The 22093-nt window shown below is 71.2% G+C and carries 22 protein-coding genes; 10 read left to right on the top strand and 12 right to left on the bottom strand.

Annotated elements, in window-relative coordinates:
* Positions 1-88 precede the first annotated feature (88 nt).
* A complete protein-coding gene (locus tag M8445_RS09030) occupies positions 89-943 on the top strand; it encodes a PH domain-containing protein (protein WP_273987446.1) in 855 nt (284 codons plus the stop codon).
* Positions 944-958: 15 nt separating this feature from the next.
* On the opposite strand, the gene M8445_RS09025 is transcribed toward M8445_RS09030, so the two are convergent.
* The 4 genes from M8445_RS09025 to M8445_RS09010 form a co-directional block, all read right to left on the bottom strand.
* A complete protein-coding gene (locus M8445_RS09025; protein ID WP_273987445.1) occupies positions 959-1510 on the bottom strand; it encodes a GNAT family N-acetyltransferase in 552 nt (183 codons plus the stop codon).
* Positions 1507-2007, bottom strand: a complete 501-nt coding sequence (locus M8445_RS09020; RefSeq protein ID WP_273987444.1) for a GNAT family N-acetyltransferase — start codon at positions 2005-2007, stop codon at positions 1507-1509. Before M8445_RS09020 ends, M8445_RS09025 begins: the two co-directional genes overlap by 4 nt.
* Entirely contained in the window at positions 2007-2516 is a 510-nt protein-coding gene (locus tag M8445_RS09015; RefSeq protein WP_273987443.1) for a hypothetical protein, read from the bottom strand. The genes M8445_RS09020 and M8445_RS09015 overlap by 1 nt, the downstream gene beginning before the upstream one ends.
* A gap of 101 nt (positions 2517-2617) precedes the next feature.
* Positions 2618-3061 carry a DUF805 domain-containing protein gene (locus tag M8445_RS09010; protein WP_273987442.1) on the bottom strand — a complete coding sequence of 148 codons (444 nt, stop codon included), beginning with the start codon at positions 3059-3061 and terminating at the stop codon, positions 2618-2620.
* 60 nt (positions 3062-3121) lie between these two features.
* Here M8445_RS09010 and M8445_RS09005 point away from each other — a divergent pair, with 60 nt between their 5' ends.
* Positions 3122-4156 (top strand): metallophosphoesterase, encoded by a 1035-nt coding sequence (locus M8445_RS09005; RefSeq protein ID WP_273987441.1) that lies wholly within the window; start codon positions 3122-3124, stop codon positions 4154-4156.
* A gap of 69 nt (positions 4157-4225) precedes the next feature.
* Here the strand turns inward: M8445_RS09005 and M8445_RS09000 are convergent, their stop codons facing one another.
* Together M8445_RS09000 and infC are read right to left on the bottom strand one after the other, a co-directional pair.
* The gene (locus M8445_RS09000; RefSeq protein WP_273987440.1) at positions 4226-4471 is read right to left on the bottom strand and encodes a glutaredoxin domain-containing protein; all 246 of its coding nucleotides are present in this window, start codon (positions 4469-4471) and stop codon (positions 4226-4228) included.
* Between the two features lie 233 nt (positions 4472-4704).
* Positions 4705-5367, bottom strand: a complete 663-nt coding sequence (infC, locus tag M8445_RS08995; RefSeq protein WP_273987439.1) for a translation initiation factor IF-3 — start codon at positions 5365-5367, stop codon at positions 4705-4707.
* 129 nt (positions 5368-5496) lie between these two features.
* On the opposite strand from infC, the gene M8445_RS08990 reads away from it, so the two are divergent.
* From M8445_RS08990 to recR, 4 genes are all read left to right on the top strand, one after another.
* On the top strand, positions 5497-7596 hold the full coding sequence (locus tag M8445_RS08990) for an amylo-alpha-1,6-glucosidase (RefSeq protein WP_273987438.1): 2100 nt from the start codon (positions 5497-5499) through the stop codon (positions 7594-7596).
* Between the two features lie 83 nt (positions 7597-7679).
* Complete coding sequence (locus M8445_RS08985) at positions 7680-8357, top strand: NUDIX hydrolase (protein WP_273987437.1); 678 nt, start codon at positions 7680-7682, stop codon at positions 8355-8357.
* A 68-nt stretch (positions 8358-8425) separates the two neighbouring features.
* Positions 8426-8716: a YbaB/EbfC family nucleoid-associated protein gene (locus tag M8445_RS08980; protein ID WP_273987436.1), complete on the top strand. Its 291-nt coding sequence runs from the start codon at positions 8426-8428 to the stop codon at positions 8714-8716.
* A gap of 7 nt (positions 8717-8723) precedes the next feature.
* A complete protein-coding gene (gene recR, locus M8445_RS08975; RefSeq protein ID WP_273987435.1) occupies positions 8724-9332 on the top strand; it encodes a recombination mediator RecR in 609 nt (202 codons plus the stop codon).
* Between the two features lie 89 nt (positions 9333-9421).
* On the opposite strand, the gene M8445_RS08970 is transcribed toward recR, so the two are convergent.
* Together M8445_RS08970 and M8445_RS08965 are read right to left on the bottom strand one after the other, a co-directional pair.
* Positions 9422-10108: a polysaccharide deacetylase family protein gene (locus tag M8445_RS08970; RefSeq protein ID WP_273987434.1), complete on the bottom strand. Its 687-nt coding sequence runs from the start codon at positions 10106-10108 to the stop codon at positions 9422-9424.
* A 32-nt stretch (positions 10109-10140) separates the two neighbouring features.
* Complete coding sequence (locus M8445_RS08965; protein WP_273987433.1) at positions 10141-11376, bottom strand: MFS transporter; 1236 nt, start codon at positions 11374-11376, stop codon at positions 10141-10143.
* 95 nt (positions 11377-11471) lie between these two features.
* Here M8445_RS08965 and M8445_RS08960 point away from each other — a divergent pair, with 95 nt between their 5' ends.
* Complete coding sequence (locus tag M8445_RS08960; protein ID WP_273987432.1) at positions 11472-12164, top strand: glycosyltransferase family 2 protein; 693 nt, start codon at positions 11472-11474, stop codon at positions 12162-12164.
* Here M8445_RS08960 and M8445_RS08955 read toward each other — a convergent pair.
* Positions 12106-13287, bottom strand: coding sequence for a glycosyltransferase family 4 protein (locus M8445_RS08955; RefSeq protein ID WP_273987431.1), 1182 nt, complete (start codon positions 13285-13287; stop codon positions 12106-12108). The genes M8445_RS08960 and M8445_RS08955 overlap by 59 nt on opposite strands.
* Positions 13288-13479: 192 nt before the next feature.
* On the opposite strand from M8445_RS08955, the gene M8445_RS08950 reads away from it, so the two are divergent.
* Positions 13480-14535 (top strand): YkoP family protein, encoded by a 1056-nt coding sequence (locus M8445_RS08950; protein WP_273987430.1) that lies wholly within the window; start codon positions 13480-13482, stop codon positions 14533-14535.
* A gap of 16 nt (positions 14536-14551) precedes the next feature.
* The gene (locus M8445_RS08945) at positions 14552-15103 is read left to right on the top strand and encodes a VOC family protein (protein ID WP_273987429.1); all 552 of its coding nucleotides are present in this window, start codon (positions 14552-14554) and stop codon (positions 15101-15103) included.
* Between the two features lie 32 nt (positions 15104-15135).
* On the opposite strand, the gene M8445_RS08940 is transcribed toward M8445_RS08945, so the two are convergent.
* From M8445_RS08940 to M8445_RS08930, 3 genes are all read right to left on the bottom strand, one after another.
* Positions 15136-18102, bottom strand: coding sequence for a sensor histidine kinase (locus tag M8445_RS08940; RefSeq protein WP_273987428.1), 2967 nt, complete (start codon positions 18100-18102; stop codon positions 15136-15138).
* A 4-nt stretch (positions 18103-18106) separates the two neighbouring features.
* Complete coding sequence (locus M8445_RS08935; RefSeq protein ID WP_273987427.1) at positions 18107-18793, bottom strand: response regulator; 687 nt, start codon at positions 18791-18793, stop codon at positions 18107-18109.
* A gap of 107 nt (positions 18794-18900) precedes the next feature.
* The gene (locus M8445_RS08930) at positions 18901-20652 is read right to left on the bottom strand and encodes an ABC transporter substrate-binding protein (protein WP_380091472.1); all 1752 of its coding nucleotides are present in this window, start codon (positions 20650-20652) and stop codon (positions 18901-18903) included.
* Positions 20653-21165: 513 nt separating this feature from the next.
* On the opposite strand from M8445_RS08930, the gene hslO reads away from it, so the two are divergent.
* Positions 21166-22074: an Hsp33 family molecular chaperone HslO gene (hslO, locus tag M8445_RS08925; RefSeq protein ID WP_273987425.1), complete on the top strand. Its 909-nt coding sequence runs from the start codon at positions 21166-21168 to the stop codon at positions 22072-22074.
* The last annotated feature ends 19 nt before the right edge of the window (positions 22075-22093 follow it).

Below are 22093 nucleotides of genomic sequence, written 5' to 3'. Positions count from 1 at the left end.
GTGACGGGCGGGAAGCTTCATGGAGGCAGGATAGCGCCCGGGAGCACGCAGCGGCAACCGGAGCCGCGCGCGGCGCGTACTGAACAGCATGACACCGCTCCCTGTACAGGTCGAGGAAACGCCGCGCTGGTGGCCCGCCGCGCGCCTGCTGCTGATTCTTTCCCTGCTGATCCTGCCAGCCCTGCTGTTGCTTCCGCCCGTGTTGAAGCTGCCGGCATACTCGGTGCAGGGCGGCACGCTCACGGCGCGGTCGCTGGGCGCACGGGTCGTCATTCCGCCTGGCACGCCCGTCCAGTCGCAGGCCATCACGCTGCACGGCAAGCTCATCGGCAGCGTCCTGCCGGGGTACACGGTCGGCCTGTTCCGCACGCCCACCGGTCGCGCCCAGGTGTTCAGCGACGGTTCGCAGGGGCGCTCGGCGCTGGTGTTCGCCACCCGGACGCCCACCGTCCTGACGCCCGCCGACCCGCAGGCGCTGCTGCGCGCCTGGCAGGTCGGAGAGAACGGCACCTTCCGGCCCGCCCGTCCTGCCCGGCCCGACTGGACGCTGCCGCTCCTGCTGCCGCTCGTGCCCATCGCTGTTCTGCTGCTCGCTCGGCCGCGCCTGACCTACCGGCTGGACGGTGACACTCTGACCGTCCGGACTGCCGCGACCACCCTGCGGTTCCCCCGGCACGACACCCGCGCCACCCTGACGCACACCCCCCTGGGCACGCGGCTGTTCGGCACCGCCACGCCCGGTTACTACACCGGCACGTTCATCAGCCACGCCGGAACCGGCGGGAAGATCCAGGCCGCAGCGGGGGCCGCACGCCCAGGGCAGGCCGTGATCCTCACCCACAACGACCGGGAGTACTACCTGACACCCGCCGACCCGCAGGCGCTGATCGACTGGTTCCGTTCCGGAACTGTCCCCCAGGCTGTCCACCCGGCCGGGAGTTGATCCGGTCCTGTCCTATCACCACGGTAGCCCGCGCAGGTTCACCCTCTCCCCCACCGGCCAGTCCCCCAGGGCCCCGTGCACGGGCAGGATCAGGGTGAGCCCGGCGTCCGTGACCCAGTGCCCTTCGTCCGGGTCGAGGTAATGAGCGGCGTTCGGCACACGCGTGAAGCCGCCACGCTCGTAGAACGGCGCGACCTCCTCACGGCATTGCAGGAACGCGAATTCCACGTCCGGACGGGTCAGCAGGAAGGCGTGCAGGTCGCGCAGCAGGCGGCCGCCCACGCCCCGGCGATGGAATGCGGGGTGCGTGGCGACGCCGCCCACGCCCACCAGTGTCACGTCATGCCCCCCGATCTGCGCCACACGCCGCCCGAATCCCAGTTGCGCCACTGGCACTCCTGCCGGGTCAGCCAGCCACAGATGCCACTCCGGTTCGCTGCCCCAGTACGACGTGCCCGCCCAGAAGTCCGCGAAGTGCGGGTACGCCGCGATCAGCAGGGACCGCAGTCCGGCCTCCAGTTCCGGCGTGAGGGCCGCGCGGGGCGTGACATGCGTGGTCAGGGTCACGAACCGCGCTCCGGGTGCGGGATGCGGGTCGCCGGGTCCCCCAGGTCGATCTCGAAGAACAGGTACCCCTCCTGCCCGGCATCCGCCGCCGTGTACCCCAGGCGTTCGTAGGCCGGGCCAGCCTCACGGGTATTCGCGTACCAGAACACGTACCGCAGCGGGCGGGCGCAGGCCCACGCTTCGACCCCGCGCATCAGGGCGCGGGCCACCCCCCGGCGACGGCAATCCGGCGCGGTGTACAGGTCGTGAAGCTTCGCCGTGCGGTGACTGTCCCCGGAGCGGACGTGCGGCCCGTAATCCTGGGCGGCGGCGTACCCGAGCAGGCGTTCATCCTCGAACGCGCCCAGCAGCCCCCAGTCCAGGTGCGTGCAGAGGGCAGGGAAACGCGCGGCCAGCGCCCCCTCATCCTCCACGAATCCCATGTCCAGCAGCATGGGCCGCACCTGCTCGAAATCGGTGGAGACGAGCGGACGAACCCTGAGGTTACTTTCGTTCATCAGCGCAGCGGCACCAGGACGCGCAGGCCGATCAGGCTGGTCGGTCCGGCCCGCACGATGCCTTCCACGTTCACGCCGGGGCCGCGCCAGCCCACCAGTGCGTGCGCGTTGGCCAGTGCGACCGGTGAGAGCAGCGCGTCCGGCAACCCGGAATTGGACGTCCACACGTCCAGACTGACGCCCGACCCCACCCCCACCCCGTAGTACCAGTTGCCGCTGGGGCGTAGGTAGGTGCCGTCCACGCACACGAACGCCCGGCTGAACGCGGCGGGCGTGGCGGTGTTCAGTTCCAGCGTGCCGCGTACCGCGCCGGCCGCACCGGGCAGCGTGCCGGTCACGGCGACCTGCACGCCTCCCTCGGCGACGGCCGTCCCTGACCCGCTGACTGCTGCGCCGCCCGCGACCTGCGCTCCGACACTCCAGTCTGCGGCGTGTGCGCCGCCCGCCCAGCCCAGCCCCATCCAGCCTAGGAGCAGGGCGGCCCGCATCATTCCTGACGTTCTAATCATGCCCTCAGCGTAACGGTGCGCGCAGTCCCGGCAGGGCGCAGGTGAGGCACTCATGCAGGAACGCCGCCCCGGGTGACGGAGGCGGCGTTCAGGGCACAGGCTTACCAGTTCTGCGCAGGGACAGGAGTGCCGTCGGTCACGCCTTTGGGGTTGGGCCCCCACTTGTTACTGCCGGGTCTGCTGTCCAGCACGCACAGCACGAGAACGACGATGCCCAGGCCGATGAAGTTCAGGAGGTACAGCCAGCCACTGAAACCCGCGTCGTGCAGGCGGCGCACGGCGATGGCGAGGCTGGGAATGAAGGTGGCGAGTACGTAGATCAGGTAGATCACACCGAAGATCAGGGTGCTGCCGGTCAGGGCGGCGCTGGGGTCCATGCCAGCGTCGGTCTGCATGCTCAGGCCGATGAGGACGCCGGAGAGCGGGATGGACAGCACGAACTGGATGATGCCGTTGATCAGGGTGTACATCCAGTATTCGCGGCGGCGGGCGCGTCCCTGGAAGTTGGCGTAGTTGTTGCGGATGACGTTGATGTAGTCGTTCATGGTGTCTCCCTAGTGGTGCGGTGTGTTGCTTGAGGGCAGTGTAGGGAGGAGAGTGGGCGCATGTTGCCAAGGTTGAGGATGGGGTTGGCGCTGGTCCTGGGGGGTTTTCTGGTGGCCTGCGCGCCGCGCCTGACGGGCGCCGTGACCGTGACGGACGTGCGGGCGGCGCTCCCGTCCCTGCCTGCTGAGCGGCTGCGGGTGCTGGTGATGGGGGATCAGGGCACGGGGACGGACGTGCAGCGGCGGGTGGCGGCGGCCATGCGGGAGGTCTGCGCGCGGGAGGGCTGTGACCTGGGGGTGGGGCTGGGGGATAACTTCTACCCGGCCGGGCCGCGTGAGGTGCACTCGCCGTTGTTCCGGGAGCGGTTCGCGGACCTGTACGGGCCGCTGGGCGTGCCGTTCCTGATGGTGCTGGGCAATCATGACGAGTCGTGGCTGGTGGGCGGTGACGGTGCCGATGCGCGTGGCGCGGAGGTTCAGGTGGCGTACTCGCGGCTGAATGCGCAGTGGGTGATGCCGGGCCGTTCGTACCGCGCGCCGGTCGGGGCACTGGCGGAGTTCTTCGCGGTGGATACGACGCCGTTGGCCGCGTACCTGCCGGGCCTGCGCCCTGCGGAGCGGCCGGGTGGCGCGTGGGACGCCGCTCAGCGGGCGTGGCTCGCGGGCGCCGTGCGGGGCAGCGGGGCGCGCTGGCGGCTGGTGCTGGGGCATCACCCGCTGTTCAGTAACGGGAAGCACGGGAACGCCGGTGAGTACGACGACCTGCCACTGACGTTCCAGAAGGGCGGCGCGGTGCGGGACCTGTACGGCGCGGCATGCGGGGTGGCCGACGTGATTCTCAGTGGGCATGTGCACGCGCTGGAGGTCTTCGCGCCGCAGCCGGAGTGCCCGGGTACGTGGACGGCGGTGTCGGGCGCGGCGGGCGAGGTGGGGGGCGGCCCGGTCGGGACGCGCCCGGCGGCTTTTGCGGCGTACGGTCAGCCGGGCTTCCTGCGCCTGGAGATCACGCCGGATGTGCTGACCGTCTGGGCGTACACGGTGGCAGAGGACGGCGTGGTGACAGCGCGCGAGGCCGCCCGACTGCGCAAGGGGTAATGGTCAATGGTTGATGGTTGATAGAGGGGTGTCCTCCATCAACCATCAACTTTTGACTTTCGACGTCTTTTACAGTCCGGCTTCGGCCAGGAAGGCGTCGAGTTTCTGGGGGCGGAAGCCGCTGAGGCTGGCGGCCACGTCGCCGTGGACGAGGGTGGGGACGCTGCGGCGCCCGCCGTTGACGCTCATGACGTACTGGGCGGCCTGGTCGTCCTGTTCGATGTTGATTTCCTCGAAGGCGAGGCCCTTGCTGGTCAGGGCGCGTTTGGTGGCGTGGCAGTCGGGGCACCAGCTGGTCGTGTACATCTTGATCATGGTGGGTTCTCCTTGGTGGGGGGCCGGGGTGATCCGGCCCGAATCGCACGTCAGTTTATAAAATAAAGCATCCGGTGGATTGAGGTGCGGGCAACAATACGGGCCGCTGGCGCACTGAGCGTCCATTCATGCGGGCAACCTCCGGGCCGGACCGTCGCTATAGAAGCGCGGCCCACCCCGGTACAGGGCAGGCCGCGTTCTGTGTGCTCAGCGGTGGGTGGTCTGACCGGGGGTCAGGCGCTGGCGGCTTCGCTGGGAGCAGCGGCGGGCGCGTCGGCCACGTCGGCTTTGGCGGCAGCTTCGGCCGGGGCGGCGGCGGCCGTGGTGGGCGCACCTTCCGCCGGGGCGTCGTCCGTGCGTTCCTTCTTGGGGACCGGGGCAGCCTTGGGGGTCATGATCATGTTCATGTCCATGCCCATCATGCTGGGGGTTCCTTCGGGAGCGCCGATGTCGGCCAGCGTTTCGGCCACGCGCACCAGAATGCGCTCACCGAGTTCCGGGTGGGTGCGTTCGCGCCCGCGGAACATGATGGTGACCTTGACCTTGTGGCCTTCCTCGAGGAAACGGCGCACGTGCCCGGTCTTGGTCTTGAAGTCGTTGCCGTCAATCTTCACGCGGAATTTGATGGCCTTGACTTCCTGGGCGCGGGCGCGCTTGCGGTTTTCCTTCTCGTTCTGCTGCTGCTCGTAGCGGAAGCGGCCATAGTCGAGCAGGCGGCAAACGGGGGGCACAGCCTGCGGACTGACCATCACGAGGTCCATCGAGGCCTCGCGGGCCATGTTCATGGCGTCGCGAGTGTCAATAATGCCCACCTGCTCGCCTTCCGCGCCGATCAACCGGATCTGGCGCACACGAATCTGCTCGTTGACCTTGTGTTCTTTCGCTATGTTCATCACCTCTTACGCGCCCGGTGCACGCTGGCCGTCCGGGCGGCTGTTGCCCGCGCAGTCCGCGGGCGAATGAATCTCAGTCTATCACGCAGGGTCACTGCGCCGGACCCGGCGGGGTTCTGGCATGCTGTGGGCATGAGCAGTTCCTCAACTTCCGGCCCTGCCCGTCCCGTCGCCCCCGGCCCCGTTTCGGCCTACACGTACGGTCCGCTGGCAGCCCGCGACCCGGACCTGGAGGTGCTGCTGACCGACGGGCTGGGCGGCTTCGCGCTGGGCAGCGTGGCGGGCGTCCCCACCCGCTGCTACTCGGGGCTGGTGGTCAGTGAGCAGCCGCCGGTGCGGCGCCGCACGCTGTTCGTCTCGCCACTGGAGACCCTGCACGTCGCGGGGCGCGAGGCGAAGCTGCACGCGCTGGAGATCGCGCCCGGCGTGTTCGAGGGCCGGGGCCTGGAGCTGCTGACCGGCGCGGCCGTGTGGGACCTGCTGCCCGAGCGTGAGCAGCTGTTCGCGGGCGTGCGGGTGCGGCGGCGGGTGTTCATGCCACCCGCTTCCGGCGCGGCTGTGTTCCTGTACGACGTGCAGAGCCGCGAGCCGGTCACACTGCGCCTGGGGGGGCTGTTCGTGAACCGCGACATGCACCACGTGCACGAGCGGGTGCCAGAGCTGCACTTCGGGGCGGGGGGGCGCGAGGTGACGGTGCGCGGTGCGGGCGGCAGTGTGGACGGGGGGCCGTTCACGCGGGCCACGCTGCACGCGCCGGGCGCGGTGATCGACGCCCTGACCCCGCAGCCACACCCGCAGCGGGTGTACTACCGGCACGACGCGGCGCGCGGCGAACCGGACCACGAGGTGACGCTGGGCAGCGACCTGTGGGAGGTCAGCCTTCCGGCCGGCGGGGGGCGCGCGGCGCTGGTCGTGCAGGGCGTGACCCCCGTGACGGCCGCGCAGACGGTTGCGGACCCCTGGGCGGCGTACGCGCAGGAGGCCGCGCGGCGGCGTGAGCTGGCGCGGCGGGCGCAGGAGACGAGCGGCGTGCGCGACGAACTGGTCGCCACGCTGGCCGTCGCCGCCGACGCATACTTGGTGCGGCGCGAGCGACCGGCGGGCGTGACCGTGATCGCCGGGTACCCGTGGTTCGCGGACTGGGGCCGGGACTCCATGATCGCCCTGACGGGCCTGACCCTGCTGACCGGCCGGCACGCCGAGGCGCGCGACCTGCTGGGCACATTCCTGGCCAGCCTGCGCCGGGGCCTGACGCCCAACAACTTTCATGACGACGGCGGCGGCGCCGGCTTCAACACGGTGGACGGGGCGCTGTGGCTGGCCGTGGCGCTGGAACGCTATGTGAGCGTGACCGGCGACCTGAGTTTTGCGCGCTCATCGTTGCCGGCGCTGCGGGAGCTGCTGGACTGGCACCTGCGCGGCACGGATCACGGCATCCGCGCCGACGACCGCGACGGGCTGCTGCTGGCGGGCGAGGCGGGCGTGCAGCTCACCTGGATGGACGTGAAGATAGAGGGCTGGGTGGTCACGCCCCGGCATGGCAAGCCAGTCGAGGTGCAGGGGCTGTGGCTGGCGGCGCTGGGGGCCGAGGCGCGGCTGTCGGACGCGCTGGGGGAACGCCCGCAGTACGTGGGCGCCCTGGCCCGCGCGCGCGAGTCCTTCCCGGCGTTCTGGCAGGGCGGCGCGTACGCCGACGCCCTGGCGGCCGACGGCACGCCGGACCGCAGCGTGCGCCCGAACGTGGCGCTGGCGCTGGCGCTGCCGGACACGCCCACCACGCCCGCGCAGGTGGACCGCGTGATCCGCGAGGTCGAGGCGCAGTTGCTCACGCCGGTCGGGGTGCACACGCTGTCGCCGCTGGACGCCCGTTACCGGGGCAATTACGGGGGCGCGCAGGTGCAGCGCGACGCCGCCTACCACCAGGGGACCGTGTGGCCGTGGCCGCTGACGGCGTTCGTGGAACTGCTGCTCTCGCGCGGCGAGGTGCGGCGGGCGCGCGCGGCCCTGGCGGGCCTGACCGGGCACGTCTGGGAGGCCGGGATCGGGCACGTGTCCGAGGTGTTCGCCGGGGACAGCCTGCGGCCCGGCGGCTGCCCCTTCCAGGCGTGGAGCACGGCGGAACTGCTGCGCGCGCACGTACTGGTGTCGCTGGCCGAGGCGCGCGCGGCGCGGCCAGCCCCGGCCACCGTGCCAGCCGGGCCGCTGCCGCTGTCCACCCAAAACCTCACCTGAAGCGCGCTGGCGTAGGCGTCCGGCGGGCACCGGGGCGACACTTATCCTTGACGTACCAGGGACACAAACCCTAGCATTCAGGGATGAACAGCCTCGCCCTTCCCCCGCAGGCCACCCAGGTCGGCCTCGCGGTGGACGTCGCCGCCTTCGCCATGCACGCCGGAGAACTGATGGTGCTGCTGGTGCAACGCGGCGAACTGCCGCACGCCCGCGACTGGGCGCTGCCCGGCGGGTTCGTCCACCCCGGCGAGGAACTGCACGAGGCCGCCCTGCGCGAACTGCGCACCGAGACCAGCGTGGAACTCGAACCCAGGCACCTCGAACAGTTCTTCACGTTCGGGGAGGTCAACCGCGACCCGCGCGGCCGGATCGTCAGCGTCGCGCACCTCGCGGTCCTGCCGCACGGCACGGTCAGCGTCAGCGGCGGCGGGCACACCCTGGGCGCCGAGTGGGTCAGCGCGCACCACCCGCCCCGCCTCGCCTTCGACCACCAGGCGATCCTGGACCGCGCCCTGGCCCGGCTGCAACTGCGCCTGGAGTACGCGAACCTGGCGCTGGAATTCCTGCCCGACACCTTCACCCTGCCCGAGCTTCAGGGCGTATTCGAGGCGATCCTGAACCGCAAACTGGACAAACGCAACTTCCGCAAGCGGCTGCTCTCGCAGGGCACCCTGACCGTCAGCGGCGAGCGCCGCAGCGGCGTGGGCCGCCCCGCGCAACTGTACCGCCGCGCCAAGGGCACCCGCACGCCCGCACTGTAAAGCCGGTTTCTGCCCATCAGCGCCGCGCGCCACCTTCTCCCCTGCCCCGGCCCGCTAGACTGCGTGTCATGGACATGAAGAAGCTGATGAAGCAGATGCAGCAGGCGCAGGCCGCCGCCGCGAAGATTCAGGACGACCTGGCCGCCAAGAGCGTGGAAGGCAGCGCCAGCGGACTGGTCACCGTCACCATGAACGGGCACGGAAAGGTCACGGCCCTGAAGATCAAGGCCGAGGCCGTGGATCCGGACGACGTGGAAGCCCTGGAAGACCTGATTCTGGTGGCCCTGCAGGACGCGGGCGCCAAGGCCGACGCCCTGCAACAGGACGCCACGCGCGGCCTGGGCATCCCCGGATTCTGAGGCGCGCTTGAAGTACCCTCCATCGCTGGTGGCGCTGATCCGCGAACTGTCGCGCCTGCCGGGCATCGGCCCGAAAAGCGCGCAGCGGCTGGCGTTCCACCTGTTCGAGCAGCCGCGCGAGGACATCGAGCGGCTCTCGCGGGCGCTGCTGGAAGCCAAGCGGGACCTGCACACCTGCCCCGTGTGCTTCAACATCACGGACGCAGACCGCTGCGACGTGTGCAGCGACCCGACCCGCGATCAGGACCTGATCTGCGTGGTCGAGGAACCCGGTGACGTGATCGCCATCGAACGCAGCGGCGAGTACCGTGGCCTGTACCACGTGCTGCACGGCGTGCTGAGCCCCATGAACGGCGTCGGCCCGGACAAACTGCACATCCGGCCGCTGCTGCCGCGCGTGCAGGCGAACCAGGAGGTCATCCTGGCGACCGGCACGACCGTCGAGGGCGACGCGACCGCGCTGTACCTCCAGCGGCTGCTCGAACCGCTGGGCGCCGTCGTGAGCCGCATCGCGTACGGCCTCCCGGTGGGCGGCGCGCTGGAATACGCCGACGAGGTTACGCTGGGCCGCGCCCTGGCGGGCCGTCAACGCGTCAGCAAACCCCCGGTCAGCTGACGGGGGCAAGACCCCTCACCCAACCCTCTCCCCAACGGAGAGGGCTTTTTTCTGTTCCCACGGCCGGCTTCCTGCACTCCGCTGCCCTCTTACCCTCCGTAACTGCCGCGCAGGCGCGCCCAGCCTTCTCTCAGGCCAATGCGGCGGGGGCGCAGGTCGTTCAGGGTGACCGGCTTCAGACCGCGCTCACGCAGGCCGGTCAGCAGGGCCCCCAGCAGGGCGGGCGTGACCTGGGGACCGTCGTGCAGCAGGATCACGCTGCCCTGGCGGGTGCAGGCCAGGGTCTGCGCGGCCAGCTGTCCGGGGGGCAGCGCGGTCCAGTCGCGGCTTTCCACGTCCCACAGGGCAATCTGGCGGCCGGTCAGGTGGGCCAGCAGACGGGTCAGTGGGCTGTGTCCGCCGTAGGGCGGGCGGTACAGGTGCGGGCCACTCTGGTCGGCGCGGGGGTGCCACGCGATCTGCGCATACTCCTGCCAGGGGGGCAGCAGCAGGGCGTGGCGGTGCCAGCGGCCGTGCGCCTCGACCTGATGCCCGGCCGCGTGCAGGGCGCGCAGCTCCTCGGGGTGGGCGCGGCAGGCGGACTCGGTCACGAAGAACGTGGCGTGGGCCCCGTGGGCTGCCAGGACGGCCAGCAGGTCCGGGGTGCGGGGGCCCGGGCCGTCGTCGAAGGTCAGGGCGACGCGGGGTGCGGGGCGGGGGCCGGCGCCCAGGGCGCCCAGTCCGGCGGCGCGGCCCAGCAGGTCCGTCAGGGCCAGCAGGCCCAGGCCACTGCCCACCCAGGTCAGCGCCCGGCGGGCCAGTGAGCGGCTCAGGAGATCGCCTCGCCCACGCCAGTTGCCGGTCCGTCGGTCCCCTGGGCGGGTGGGAAGGCGTGGCGGAACAGGACGTAGAAGACGGTCGCCAGTAGGGACAACAGTGCGCCCAGCGCGAAGGGGCCGCGCGCGCCGAGCTGCACGAAGGCCAGGGTGCCCAGCAGCGGCCCGACGGCCGTGCCGATGTTCTCCAGGGTCATCAGGACGCCCCACGCGGCGGGCCGCTGCGGTTCGGGCAGCGTGCGGGTGACCAGGGCGCCCCAGCCGGGCTGCACGCCGGCAAAGCCCAGCCCGACGAGCGCGGCCAGCGGGAACAGCGCCCAGGTGGGCGGCAGCAGGGCGATGCCCCCCATGCCGAGCGCGATCAGGCCAAACCCGGCGGTCAGGGTCAGGGTGGCGCGGCCCCGGTCGGCGACCTTCCCGATGAACGGGAGGCTGCCGAACGCGGCGGCCCCGCCCGTGACCAGGATGGCGATCATGGTCCAGTACGTCAGATTCAGGTCGTCGGTCACGCGGAACAGCACCTGTCCGAACAGCGAGAGCGTGACGGTCTGCATCAGCGCGGCGGGCAGCAGGGGGCGCAGGCGGCGCAGCACCTCGCGGCGCGCCTCGGCGTTCATGACCTCGCGGGCGGGGCCACGGACGGCGCGGGCAGGCAGCAGGAACGCCGCCAGCAGCGACAGGCCCAGCACGCCCAGACTGAGCAGGTACACGCTCTGAAGGGGCGCGTCGCGCAGCGCGCCGAACAGGAAGTACCCCAGGCCGATGAACGGCAGGATCACCATGGACACGGCGGTCAGGGCGCGTCCCTGCACGCCTTCCGGGGTGGCGTCGGCCGTGAGGTTCATCGCGCCGGGCCACGCGGCGCTGAAGCCCACGCCGTGCAGCACGGCGATCAGGAGCAGGGCCCAGCCGGCGTGCGCGGCGGGCAGCAGCGCCAGGGCCAGCAGGCTCAGGGCCGCCCCGGCGATCATGACCGGACGCAGGCCGTAGCGGGCGATCAGCAGGCCGGCGGGGCCGCGCATGACGGTGTCCGCGCCGATATGCAGCGCCCACGCCAGGCCCACCACGGACGGCGTGACGCCCAGGGCGTCCTGCGCCAGGGTGCTCTGCCCCAGGTACGACAGGTACAGCCCCGAGCGGATCATCTCCGCGCAGGCCAGCGAGAACGCAGCGGCGGACACGGCGCGCGCGGTGCCGGGGCGGAGGGGCAGGCGGTCTCGGAAGGTCACGGCGCCTGCCATTCTGACGCCTGCGCGGCAGCCGGGGGCCGCGCGGTCCTCATGAAGTGGGCATGAAGGGGGCGCGGGCCTGCTAGCCTGTGCGCGTGCCCGGATTTACCGTCGTCATTCCCGCCCGCAACGAGGAGGTCTACCTGCCCCTGACGCTGCGCGCGCTGGCCGGGCAGCGCCACGCGCCCGACGAGGTGATCGTGGTGGACAACGGCAGCACCGACCGGACCGTGCAGGTCGCGCGGGACTGGGGCGCGACGGTACTGCGCTGCGAGCGGCCCGGCGTGGCCCACACCCGCCAGATGGGACTGGAGGCGGCCAGAAGCGAGTGGGTCGCCACGACCGACGCGGACTCGCTGCCCAGTCCGCAGTGGCTGGAGAAACTCAGTGAGGCCGCGCCGGGCCGCGCAGCCCTGTACGGCCCCATGCGGTTCTGCGGGGTCGCGCCGCACTGGTCGCGGCTGTCGGGCGCCGGGTACAGCGCGTTCCTGCACGTCTGCCGGGTGCTCGGCAAACCGAATCTGGCGGGCGCGAACATGGCGTACTCGCGGGAGGCGGCGCTGCTGACCGGCGGGTACGCGGAAGTGGAAGCCTACGAGGACGTGATCCTGGGTCAGGCCCTGGCGCGGCTGGGCGAGGTGGCGTTCGTGCCGGGCGCGCTGGTGGAGACCAGTGCGCGCCGCCTGGACCGGGGCGTGCTGCCGTTCGCGTGGCAGCACCTGCGGAACATCACTGGTCATACGCGAGGTTATTTCGGGGAGGAGCGCCGGCCTCCACCGGAAAACTGACCTCGCGCGCCATGCCCAGAACCGTGGCGTACACGTCCAGCACCTGCTGCGCCACGCCGGCCGGGGTGGTCGAAGTTCCGAAGTCGCGCGCGCCGGCCGACAGCCGCGCCCACAGCTGCGGGTCGTCCAGGATGTCGCGGGCGTGGCGGCTCAGGGCGTTCACGTCGGCGGGCGCCACGAGGTACCCGCTGCGTTCGTGCGCCACGCCGCTGAGGGTGCCGCGCGCGCCGACGGCCACGACGGGCACGCCCATCAGTTGCGCTTCCTGCAACACCAGACCCTGCGTTTCGGTGTCGCTGGCGAACACGAACAGTTCCGCGAGGCGGTAGTACGCGCCGATCTCCTCCCAGGGGCGCACGCCCAGGAAGGTCACGCGGTCCGCCACGCCGATGCGGGCGGCGTGCGCCTCGAGGTGCTGGCGTTCCGGGCCCTCGCCCAGCATCACGAGGTGAGCGTCGGGCAGGCCGGTCAGGGTGTCGAGCACATGATCGAAGCGTTTCTCGCGGGCGAGGCGGCCCACGCTGAGCAGGCGGCGTTTCCCGGCGGGCCAGGGACTGTCGATGGCCGGGGCGGCCTCCAGGACGCGCGGGTCGATGCTGGTGGGAATCACGACCGGATGACGCACCCGCATGGCGCGCAGCACGTCCAGCATGCCGGCAGTGGGCGTGATGACGGCGTCGGCGCGGCCGTACAGCAGGCTCATGACACGGGTCACGACGCCCGTGTGGCGTTGCAGGGCCGTGACGCCCGGCACGTAGTGCGTGTACGCCTCGATGTGCGTGTGGTACGTGGCCACGTGCGGCACGTTCCACTTGCGGGCCAGCCGCGCGCCCGCCAGTCCCAGGGTCAGGGGCGTGTGGGTGTGCACCACGTCGTACTTCTGGTGGAAGTCCTTACGGGTGGGCCACGCGAGGCGGTAGGTGGGCAGGAACATGTAGCGCAGGCTGTCCACGCGGACCACGTCGCTGCGGGTGTCCACGTGTTCCGGGAAGTCCGGGGCGACCACGTCCACGTGGTGCCCCTGGGCACGCAGCTCATCGCTGAGCAGGGCGACACTGGTCACGATGCCGTTCTGGTCCGGCAGGAACGTGTCGGTGAACAGCCCGATCCGCAACGGTTTCATGCCCGGCCGCCGCGTGGGCCGGAGATCCGGAGCCCGTACAAGTTTAAGGAATCCTGAAGCATCGCTCTGAGGAGCATACGACGCCGGACATGAGACTGTCCCCCGACTTTCGGTGGATACCCCCACCACCCTGCCCTGCACGCGGTCCCCGCAGGCCGGGCGGAAGGCGGCTCATGCGGTAGATTTCACGGCATGGCCTCCTCTCACAGTCCGCAGGAACGCGCGACCCACGACCGCGCCGCACAGGGGCGGCTGCTGCGGCTGGCCCTGCGGGCCGGGGTGGGCGGCGCGTGGCACGGCGGGCATCCGGGCGCTCCGCAGGTGGCGCTGCTGGTGCCGGTCGCGGACGCCGGGCAGTTGCAGGCCGCCCTGACGGCGCTGGTGGGCACGCCGGCCACCCTGCTGATCCCTCCCGCCCTGGCCCGCCTGGACCCGCAGGGCGTGCGGGCGGCCGTGCAGGCCGGGCATGAACTGGCCGGCCAGGGCGACCCGGCCGGCGTGACCCTGCTGGAAGCTGCGGCCGGTCAGGCCGTCACGGACTGGGCCGCGCCGGACAGCGCCGCCGCCCTGCGCAGCCTGCTGGCCCGTGGGCTGCGGCCCCTGCCCAGCACCGGCGAGCGGCCCGAACCCGGAGCGCTGCGCGTCGTCAGGCCCGGTGACCTGGACGCGACCCTGACAGCGTGGCGGGCGCTGGGCTACCGGCCGGTGCCGCTGCGGGACCTGCCGGGCCGGCGGGCCGGCACGCCGCGCGACCTGCTGACCCTGGCGTACACCCGCGTGGTCGAGGACCGCTTCGCGCGCGCTCACGGCGTGATCGACCTGACCGCCCGCGTCGACGCGGTCATGCGGGTCGCGCCGCTGGATCACGCGCCCTCTCCCCTGCCCCTGCCGCCCGGCACGCCCACCGCCGAACTGCACCTGCACTCACCCCGGATCGTGGGGCTGGCGTCCCGCAGCGTGCTCGGCGCGTACCGGGCGTACCAGCGGAGCCTGAAGGACGTGGCCCGCGCGCTACGCGAACGCCCGGAACTGGAGTCTGCGCAGGCCGTGTTCGCCGTCACGCTGTTTCACGGACCGCTGGAACAGGCGGGCTTCACACTGCTGGACCTGCCACCCGCACGGGCCCGCTGGTACGGGCTGGGCTTCCGGCTGCTGCGTGGCGCGTACGGCACGACCAGAACGCCCAGCGAGGGCACGCCGAAGATGGCGTGGCTGCCCCGCGAGGCCTTCCTGCGCCGCTACGGCTGATCGCGTACCCTGAAGCATGATCCGCAGCGCCATCAGCAGCAGGGTGCAGGTGCAGGGCCTGCATCACGTCACCATCGTCGGTTCCACCCGCCAGAGCGCACTGGACTTCTGGGAGGGCGTGCTGGGCATGCCGTTCGTGTTCGAGCAACCCAACCTCGGCAACCCGGCCGAGAACCACCTGTACTTCGACCCCGGCGACGGCCGCCTGCTGACCGTGTTCACCGACGAGGGCCGCGTGGACGCCGGGCGGGACGCGCCGCGCGAACCGGGGACCGTCGAGCACCTCGCGTTCAACGTGTCCCGCGCGACCTTCCAGCTGGCTCCCGCGCGGCTGCGCGCACGCGGCATTGAGGTACTGGAACGCGACCGGGGCTTCATGGATTCGCTGTACTTCCGCGACCCGAACGGCATGAAGGTCGAACTGGCCTGCTACAAGTTCGAGACGCCCGAGGGCCTGCGCGACGCGGACGTGCTGCGCCGCGCCTATGAACTGCGCGTAGCACGCGGCGACGACTACCTGAGCCCCGAACACCTCGCGGACGCCATCGAGGAATTGCTGCGCCGCTGACGCCGCGCCCGCCTGCTCCGACAGGGTGAAGGTCAGCCGGGCAGGGTGAAGGTCAGGGTGGTGCCCTCCCCGGGGGCGCTCTGCACGGCCAGGGTGCCGCCGGCCAGGGTCACGCGTTCGCGCAGGCCCAGCAGGCCCAGGTGTCCGGCCTGCGCCTGCGCGTGGGCCTGTTCGGGCGTGAACCCCCGGCCGTCGTCGGTGATGGCGACCCGCACCCCGCCCTGCGGCGGCTCGCCGAAGGCCACGCGGATGGCGGCGGTGTGGGCGCGGGCGTGCTTGTCGACGTTGTTCAGGGCTTCCTGCGCCAGCCGGAACACCGTGAGTTCCGTGGCGGGGCTCAGGCGGCGGTCGGCGCCGCTGACTTCCAGGCGGGTGGTGGTCAGGGCCTGCGTGGCCAGCCATTCCAGGGCCGGGAGCAGGCCCAGGTCGTCCAGGACGCTGGGGCGCAGGTTCCGCGCGAAGCGGCGCACGCCGTCGATGGCGGCGTTCAGGTCAAGCAGGATGTCGTCTGCGCGGGCTTTCTGTTCGCCGCTCAGGTCACGGGCCAGTCTCGCCACGCGGCGGGTGGTGGCGGTCAGGACCTGCGCGGTGTCGTCGTGCAGTTCGCGGCTGATGCGGCGGCGTTCTTCCTCCTGCGCCTGCGTGAACAGGGTCAGGAAGCTGCGCAGTTCGCTCTGGCGGCTGGTGGCGGCTTCCAGCGCCTGCCCGCGCCGCGCGATCTCGTCGGCCAGGGTCTGCAGTTCGCTCAGGTCGCGGCTGACGGTCAGCACGCCGCGCCCGTGGTCCACGCTGCCCACCCGGACTTCCAGGTGGTACGGGCCGATGCGGATCTCGGCGCGGCTGCCGCTGGTGCGGGCCTGCGCGTCGGCCCACGCGACCTGCAGGGCCGCCTGCGTGTCGCGGGTGGGGAGGGTCAGGAGGTTCGCGCCGGTCAGCGGGCCGGTCAGGGGTTCGAGCAGGGTGCGGGCGGCCGGGTTGGCGTAGTCGATCACGCCGTGCGCGTCGCTGCTGATGATCAGGTCGTGCGCGCCCTCGGCCAGCTGCCGGTAGCGGGCTTCCTCGCGTTCCAGGGCGGCCAGCAGGCGTTCGCGGGTCAGGGTCTGCGCGATCTGGTCGGCCAGACTGCGCGCCAGTTGCAGGGTGCGGTCGCCCGGCAGGTCGCGGCCCGGATCGTCGAAGTACAGGAATCCCAGCGGCGTGCGGGCGTCGGTCTGGGCGGTCAGCAGCGGAACGATCAGGGCGCTGCCAGCCACGGGCAGGGCGTAGCGGCGGGTCAGGGCGCGGGGGCCGCGGCCGAGTTGCGCGCTCAGGTCGGCCAGTTCGGAGGCGTCCGGGGGGTGCAGGTTGTACGCCGCGCAACGCGTGACGCGCCAGCTGTCAGGGCCGGGCGGCGTGTCTGCCGGGAAACTGCCGGTGGCGTCGGGGAACAGGGCCAGCAGGCCGCGTCCGGCGTGCAGGGCCAGGGTCGCCTCGCGGATCACGTCGCGCAGCGCAGCGTCGTCGGGTTGTCCCTGCGGGCGTTCGCCCAGCATGCGGCTGATGGCCAGCAGCGCCCCGGCTTCGCGCTCGCGCAGCTGCTCTTCCTCGTACAGGCGGGCGTTCTCGATGGCGAGGCCCGCCTGCGAGGCGAACACCCCGGCCAGCGCCAGGTCGTCACTGTCCAGCGGAAGCGGCGCCGACCAGTACAGGGTCAGTGCGCCGAACACGTTCGGACCGACCCGCAGCGGCAGGCTGATCACGCCCCGGTACGGGTAGGTGTGGGTGGCCAGCAGTTGCCGGGTGTAGCGGCTGCTGCCGCCGCCGTTCTCGGTGGTCAGGTCGTGCGCGGCGATCAGGGTGCCTTCCCCGACCGCGCGGCCCGTGACGCCCAGGCCCACCTTGGCTTTCACGCGCAGCATGTACTCGCTGCTCAGGCCCACCGCCGAGCGGATGTTGATGCTGCGGCCGTCCGGTTGTTTCTCGTACACGGCGGCGGCGTCCGCGCGGAACAGGGTCACGGCGCGTTCCAGCACGCGTTCCAGGGTCTCGCTGAGGTGCAGGCTGCCGGCCAGGGCCGCGCCCGCCTCGCGCAGCGCCTCGGCCGCCTCGCGCTTGCGGGTCTCGATGCCGTACAGCCGGGCGTTGTCGATGGCCAGGGCGGCCTGCTCGGCCAGGGCCAGCACGATGCGGGCGTCGTCCTCGGTGGCGGGCACGTGTTCGGTGGTGTCCACGTACAGCAGGCCCAGCGGTTGCCCGCGCGCGTTCAGGGGCGCGATGACGGCCGTTTCCGGGTTCAGTTCCCGCAGGCCGCGCGCCAGCGGCGACTCGTGGTCGCGGCCACGCTCAAAGCGGATCGCCTCGCCCCGGCGGACCAGCGTTTCGAAGGTCACGGGGCCCACGCCGATCCCGCCCGTGAACGGCTGCGTGAACCCGTGCGTGAAGACCTCCCCGGTCCGCGCCCCGCCGTCGCTGAGTTCGCTGAACAGCGCCACGAACGCCCGCCGGAACCCCAGGGCCAGCGCGGCGCTCTGCGCCGTGACGGTCAGCACCTCGGACAGGTCCAGGCTGCCGCCCAGGCGGCGCATCAGGCCCTCCACGGTCTCGGCGATGCGCCCGTGGCCGCGCCGGGCCTCGCGGGCCTGCACACCCTCGACCGCCAGGGCCAGCAGCGGCCCGGTTCCCAGCAGGGCGTGCAGGCCGTCCGGGTCGGCTCCCACGAACTCCAGCACCCCGCACCCGAACGGCAGGGCCGCCAGCATCCCTTCGTGCAGGAGGGTTCCGCCGGTCAGGGCTTCGCTGACCAGCGTGCCGTCACTGAGGGCCAGCCCGCGCCCCTCCTCGGCGACCGCCTGAAGCTGCCCGTCCGTGACCACCCACACCTGCACGCCGTGCGCGTGCGTGGCGCGGCAGGCGTAGGCGGCCAGCAGGCCCGCAAACTGCGCGACCGTGGAGGCTGCCGACAGGCCGGGTGGCAACGGAGGCAGCGCCACGCCAGCGCGGTCCGGAAGGTGACCGCTCACGCGCTCAGATGGTCTGCGGGTCGATCCAGCCGCGCTTGATGCCGTGCAACACGGCCTCGGTGCGGCTGCCCACGCCCAGCTTCGAGAAGATGTTCGCCAGGTGCACCTGCACGGTACGCGGGCTGATCTCCAGGTCCCGCGCGATCTCCTTGTTGGTGCGGCCGGTCGCGGCGACCCGCAGGACCTCCAGTTCACGCGGGGACAGGTCGTCCTCGGGCGGGGTAGGCGTGGTGTGCGCGCTGAAGCGTTCCAGGACCTTGCGGGCCACGCTGGGGTGCAGGGCGCTCTCGCCGGCCGCGACGGCCCGCACGGCGCCCAGCAGGTCGTCCTCGCTGGCGTTCTTCAGCAGGTACCCGGCCGCTCCGGCTTCCAGCAGCGCGAACACGTACGCGTCGTCGTCGTAACTGGTCAGGACCAGCACGCCCACGCCGGGCCGCTCGGCCTTGATGGCGCGCGTGGCGTCGATGCCGTTCATGCCGGGCATGCTGACGTCCATCAGAATCACGTCCGGGTTCAGGGCGCGGGCCTTGACGATGGCTTCCTCGCCGCTGCCGGCCTCACCGATCACGCGCAGGTCCGCGCCCGATTCCAGCAGTTCGCGCGTGCCCTTGCGGACCACCGGGTGGTCGTCGACCAGCAGCAGCGTGATGGGGCGCGCGCCCCCGGATTCCAGCGTATCGGCGTCAAGCATACGGGCAGGATAGTGCAAGACCCGCTCGTGCAAGACCCCGCCCGCAACGGCAGCGGGCCGCCCCCCGCAGGAGGACGGCCCGGTCTGTCCGGACGTGCCGGGAAGGGTCAGCTCTTGGTGAGGTTCTTCCAGTACGTGCCGGCCCAGAAGGCGATCATGGGGTTGTAGGTGCTCTCGCTCACGCCGCCAATGTTGTCACGGTACGTGAAGACGTTCGGGGAGGCGGGCATGACCACGTAGTACGCCTGATCCAGTCCGCGCTTGGCGATCTGCGCGTACAGGTCGTCGCGTCTGGCCTGGTCGGTGGTGGTGCGGGCCTCGGTGATCAGGGCGTCCATCTGGGTGTCTTTCACGTTCAGGCGCGGGCCGTAGTAGCCGGTGCTGGCGTAGAAGGTCGTGACGAAGTTGTCCGGGTCGGCGTAATCAGGAGCCCACGCGGACAGGATCATGGCTTCCTTGGGCGCGTTGTCGGACTTGATCAGCTCGCTCCATTCCTTGGCCACGATGTTCAGCTTGAACTTGGGGTTCAGCGACTCGATGTTCTTCTTCAGGAGTTCCATGGCGGTCTGCTGGGTCACGCTGCCCGCACGGTACGAGACGTTCACGCTGAAGCCGTTCTCCCAGACCTGCCCGTCCCAGGCGCGCTGGAAGGCGGCCTTGGCGACCTCGGGGTCGAAGGCGGCGGCCTCAATGTTCGTGTCGTAGCCGGGGAACGAGTCGGGCAGCAGGAAGTTGCGGGGCGCGCCCTTGCCTTCCTGAACCTGCTCGATGTACGTGGGCACGTCGAAGGCCGCCACGAAGCCGCGGCGCACGTCGGCGTCACTGAAGAAGTTCGCGGGAATGCCCTGGCCGTCCAGTTTGCCGCTGCCGAGCGCGCCGCCCTTGGCGATGTTCTCGTTCATGCTGAAGCCCGAGGCGGTGGTGTTAGGCAGGTCGTCCAGCACGCTCACGCCGGGTTTCCCCTGCAACTGCGAGGAGATGATGGAGCGCCCGCCTTCCTCGATGAAGTCCGCGTCGCCCTTCAGGAACGCCTGAATGCGGGCGGCCTGCTCGGGAATCTTCTGGATGACCACGTTCTTGATGCTGGGTTTCTGCTCGCCCCAGTACCCGTCGAAGGCGGTAGCGCTGACGCTGCTGGCGTCCCGGCCAACCAGTTTGTACGCGCCGGTCCCGCTGGGTTTCTGCGACAGGGGGCTGCCGGCCAGGTCCTTGCCCACGGCTTCCTTCCAGGTGGCCTCGGTGCCGTCCCACTCGCCGATTTCGGTGGCGTGCTTGCTGTCCACGATGCCCTGCCCGATGTACGCGAGTTTCGCCAGGAAGGCCGGGTCGGTCTTCGGGAGTTTCAGGACGAGCACGTTACCGTCGCATTTCACGGCGTCCGTGATGCGCTGCCACGTAATGCTCTTGTCGTCGTTGGCGTTGGCGGGCGTGCCCAGCAGGCTCTCGGCGATGAACCAGTTGCCACTGTCGGCGGTGTTCGTCACGAGGTTGCGGCGCAGCGTGTACTCGGCGTCCGCGCAGGTGAAGTCGTTGCCGCTGTGGAACTTCACGCCTTCGCGCAGCGTGAAGCGGTACTCGGTACCGGCGTCGTTGCCGGTCCACTCGGTGGCCAGCACGGGCGCCAGTTCGGTCAGGCTGTTGCCCTTGTACCCCACCAGGGTCTCGTACAGGTTCTCGACGACCTGACCGCTGGCGGTGTCGTAGGTGGTGCCGGGGTCCAGGGTGGGAATGTCGGCGGATTCCTGAATGACCAGGGTGCTGCCCGCGCCGCCCCCGGCGTTTTCCTTGTTGTTGCAGGCGGCGAGCGTCATGGCGAGCGTGGTCAGGGCCACGGCTCCGAAGATCTTGTTACGGTTCATCATTGTCTCCTTGGCTGGGGGGCGCGCCCTCCGCCCGTGCGCTGAGCCCGGTGTCACCACCGGCAGCGCCGGTCTGGGCTAAAACTCCCGGGGGCGTCCTGTCAGGGGCGCGGTGTTGCCGGGGGCGCGGTGTTGCCGGGGGCGCGGTGTCGTCAGGGGGTGCAGTGCGTCCGCGGGTGCCTGTGCATGCGTGGCGAAAAGCCGGTCAGCCATTCCAACCTCACGCGCGGCCACCTGCGGCTTCCGACCTTCAGAACAGGGCGTTCGCGGCTTCTCATCGTAGGGAGCTCAGATGAGAACTCCGCCCCAGAAGGCTGAAGGTACTGTATGCAGCCGGCCAGCGCCAGTCCGGCTGTCCGGGAGACAGGAACAACGTGCTCCACGAGGTGCGCACCACAACTGACCCGTATACCATTGACGCATACCTGTGCTCCGGGCGGGACCAGCCGGGACGCCCTCATAAATGAAATGTCACCCACAGCGTACCTGCGCGCAGCCCGCTAAGGTTTCGGGATGACTGCTTCCACCCCCGCCTCCTACGTCCTGCGCGGCACCGCCGCAGGCGGCACCCTGCGCATCGTGGGCATGGACTCCACGCAGGTCGTCGAGGACGCCCGCGTGCGCCACCACCTCAGCAAGACCGCCACGGCCGCGCTGGGCCGCACCCTGACCGGCAGCGTCCTGCTAGCCACCGTGCTCGGCAAACGCAGCGACAGCCGCGTCACCGTGCGCGTCGAGGGCGACGGCCCGGTCGGCTTCATCGTCGCCGAGGGCAGCGTGGACGGCCGCGTGCGCGGGTACGTGCGCCAGCCCGACGCGGACCTGCCCCTGCGCGAACGCGACGGCAAACTCGACGTGAGCGGCATCGTCGGCACGCAGGGCGAACTGAGCGTCACCCGCCTGCTCGACAACGGCGAGCCCTACACCGGCAGCGCCCACCTCGTCAGCGGCGAGATCGCCGAGGACATCAGCACCTACCTCGGCGTCTCCGAACAGATCCCGAACGCCGTGCTGCTCGGCGTGTACGAGGAAGGCGGCCGCGTCGCGCACGCCGGCGGCCTGCTCATCCAGGCGATGCCCGGCGTCACCGACGAAACCCTCGGGAAACTCGAAGCGAACATCCGCGCCATGGGCCAGATCACCGACAACCTCCGCCGGGGCGGCCTGATGGAAGCCATCAACCGCGCCACCGACGGCCTGAACGTGCAACTCGCCGCCGAGGCGCAGGGCTCCCGCTTCGAATGCCGCTGCTCCCGCGAGAAGGCCAGCGACTCCCTGAAATTCTTCGACGCTGGCGAACGCCAGGAGATGATCGACGCCGGCGGGCAGGAGATCGTGTGCCACTGGTGCGGCGAACACTACCAGATCACCCCCGACGAGATCGCCGCGCTGGACGCCACCGACACCCCCGCCCGCGCCTGAACAGCAGGGCAGGCCCGCC

The organism is Deinococcus aquaticus (assembly GCF_028622095.1).
Taxonomy (GTDB): domain Bacteria; phylum Deinococcota; class Deinococci; order Deinococcales; family Deinococcaceae; genus Deinococcus; species Deinococcus aquaticus.
This window is presented reverse-complemented; position numbering and strand designations above follow the sequence as displayed.

Bases quoted from the DNA above. Each gene is read 5' to 3' on its own strand.
- M8445_RS09000 (WP_273987440.1), bottom strand. From the start codon at position 4,471: ATGATCAAGATGTACACGACCAGCTGGTGCCCCGACTGCCACGCCACC.
- M8445_RS09030 (WP_273987446.1), top strand. From the start codon at position 89: ATGACACCGCTCCCTGTACAGGTCGAGGAAACGCCGCGCTGGTGGCCC.
- hslO (WP_273987425.1), top strand. From the start codon at position 21,166: ATGACTGCTTCCACCCCCGCCTCCTACGTCCTGCGCGGCACCGCCGCA.
- M8445_RS08950 (WP_273987430.1), top strand. From the start codon at position 13,480: ATGGCCTCCTCTCACAGTCCGCAGGAACGCGCGACCCACGACCGCGCC.
- M8445_RS09010 (WP_273987442.1), bottom strand. From the start codon at position 3,061: ATGAACGACTACATCAACGTCATCCGCAACAACTACGCCAACTTCCAG.
- M8445_RS08980 (WP_273987436.1), top strand. From the start codon at position 8,426: ATGGACATGAAGAAGCTGATGAAGCAGATGCAGCAGGCGCAGGCCGCC.
- M8445_RS08955 (WP_273987431.1), bottom strand. From the start codon at position 13,287: ATGAAACCGTTGCGGATCGGGCTGTTCACCGACACGTTCCTGCCGGAC.
- M8445_RS08985 (WP_273987437.1), top strand. From the start codon at position 7,680: ATGAACAGCCTCGCCCTTCCCCCGCAGGCCACCCAGGTCGGCCTCGCG.
- M8445_RS09020 (WP_273987444.1), bottom strand. From the start codon at position 2,007: ATGAACGAAAGTAACCTCAGGGTTCGTCCGCTCGTCTCCACCGATTTC.
- M8445_RS08930 (WP_380091472.1), bottom strand. From the start codon at position 20,652: ATGAACCGTAACAAGATCTTCGGAGCCGTGGCCCTGACCACGCTCGCC.
- M8445_RS08990 (WP_273987438.1), top strand. From the start codon at position 5,497: ATGAGCAGTTCCTCAACTTCCGGCCCTGCCCGTCCCGTCGCCCCCGGC.
- M8445_RS08935 (WP_273987427.1), bottom strand. From the start codon at position 18,793: ATGCTTGACGCCGATACGCTGGAATCCGGGGGCGCGCGCCCCATCACG.
- M8445_RS09005 (WP_273987441.1), top strand. From the start codon at position 3,122: ATGTTGCCAAGGTTGAGGATGGGGTTGGCGCTGGTCCTGGGGGGTTTT.
- M8445_RS09015 (WP_273987443.1), bottom strand. From the start codon at position 2,516: ATGATTAGAACGTCAGGAATGATGCGGGCCGCCCTGCTCCTAGGCTGG.
- M8445_RS08945 (WP_273987429.1), top strand. From the start codon at position 14,552: ATGATCCGCAGCGCCATCAGCAGCAGGGTGCAGGTGCAGGGCCTGCAT.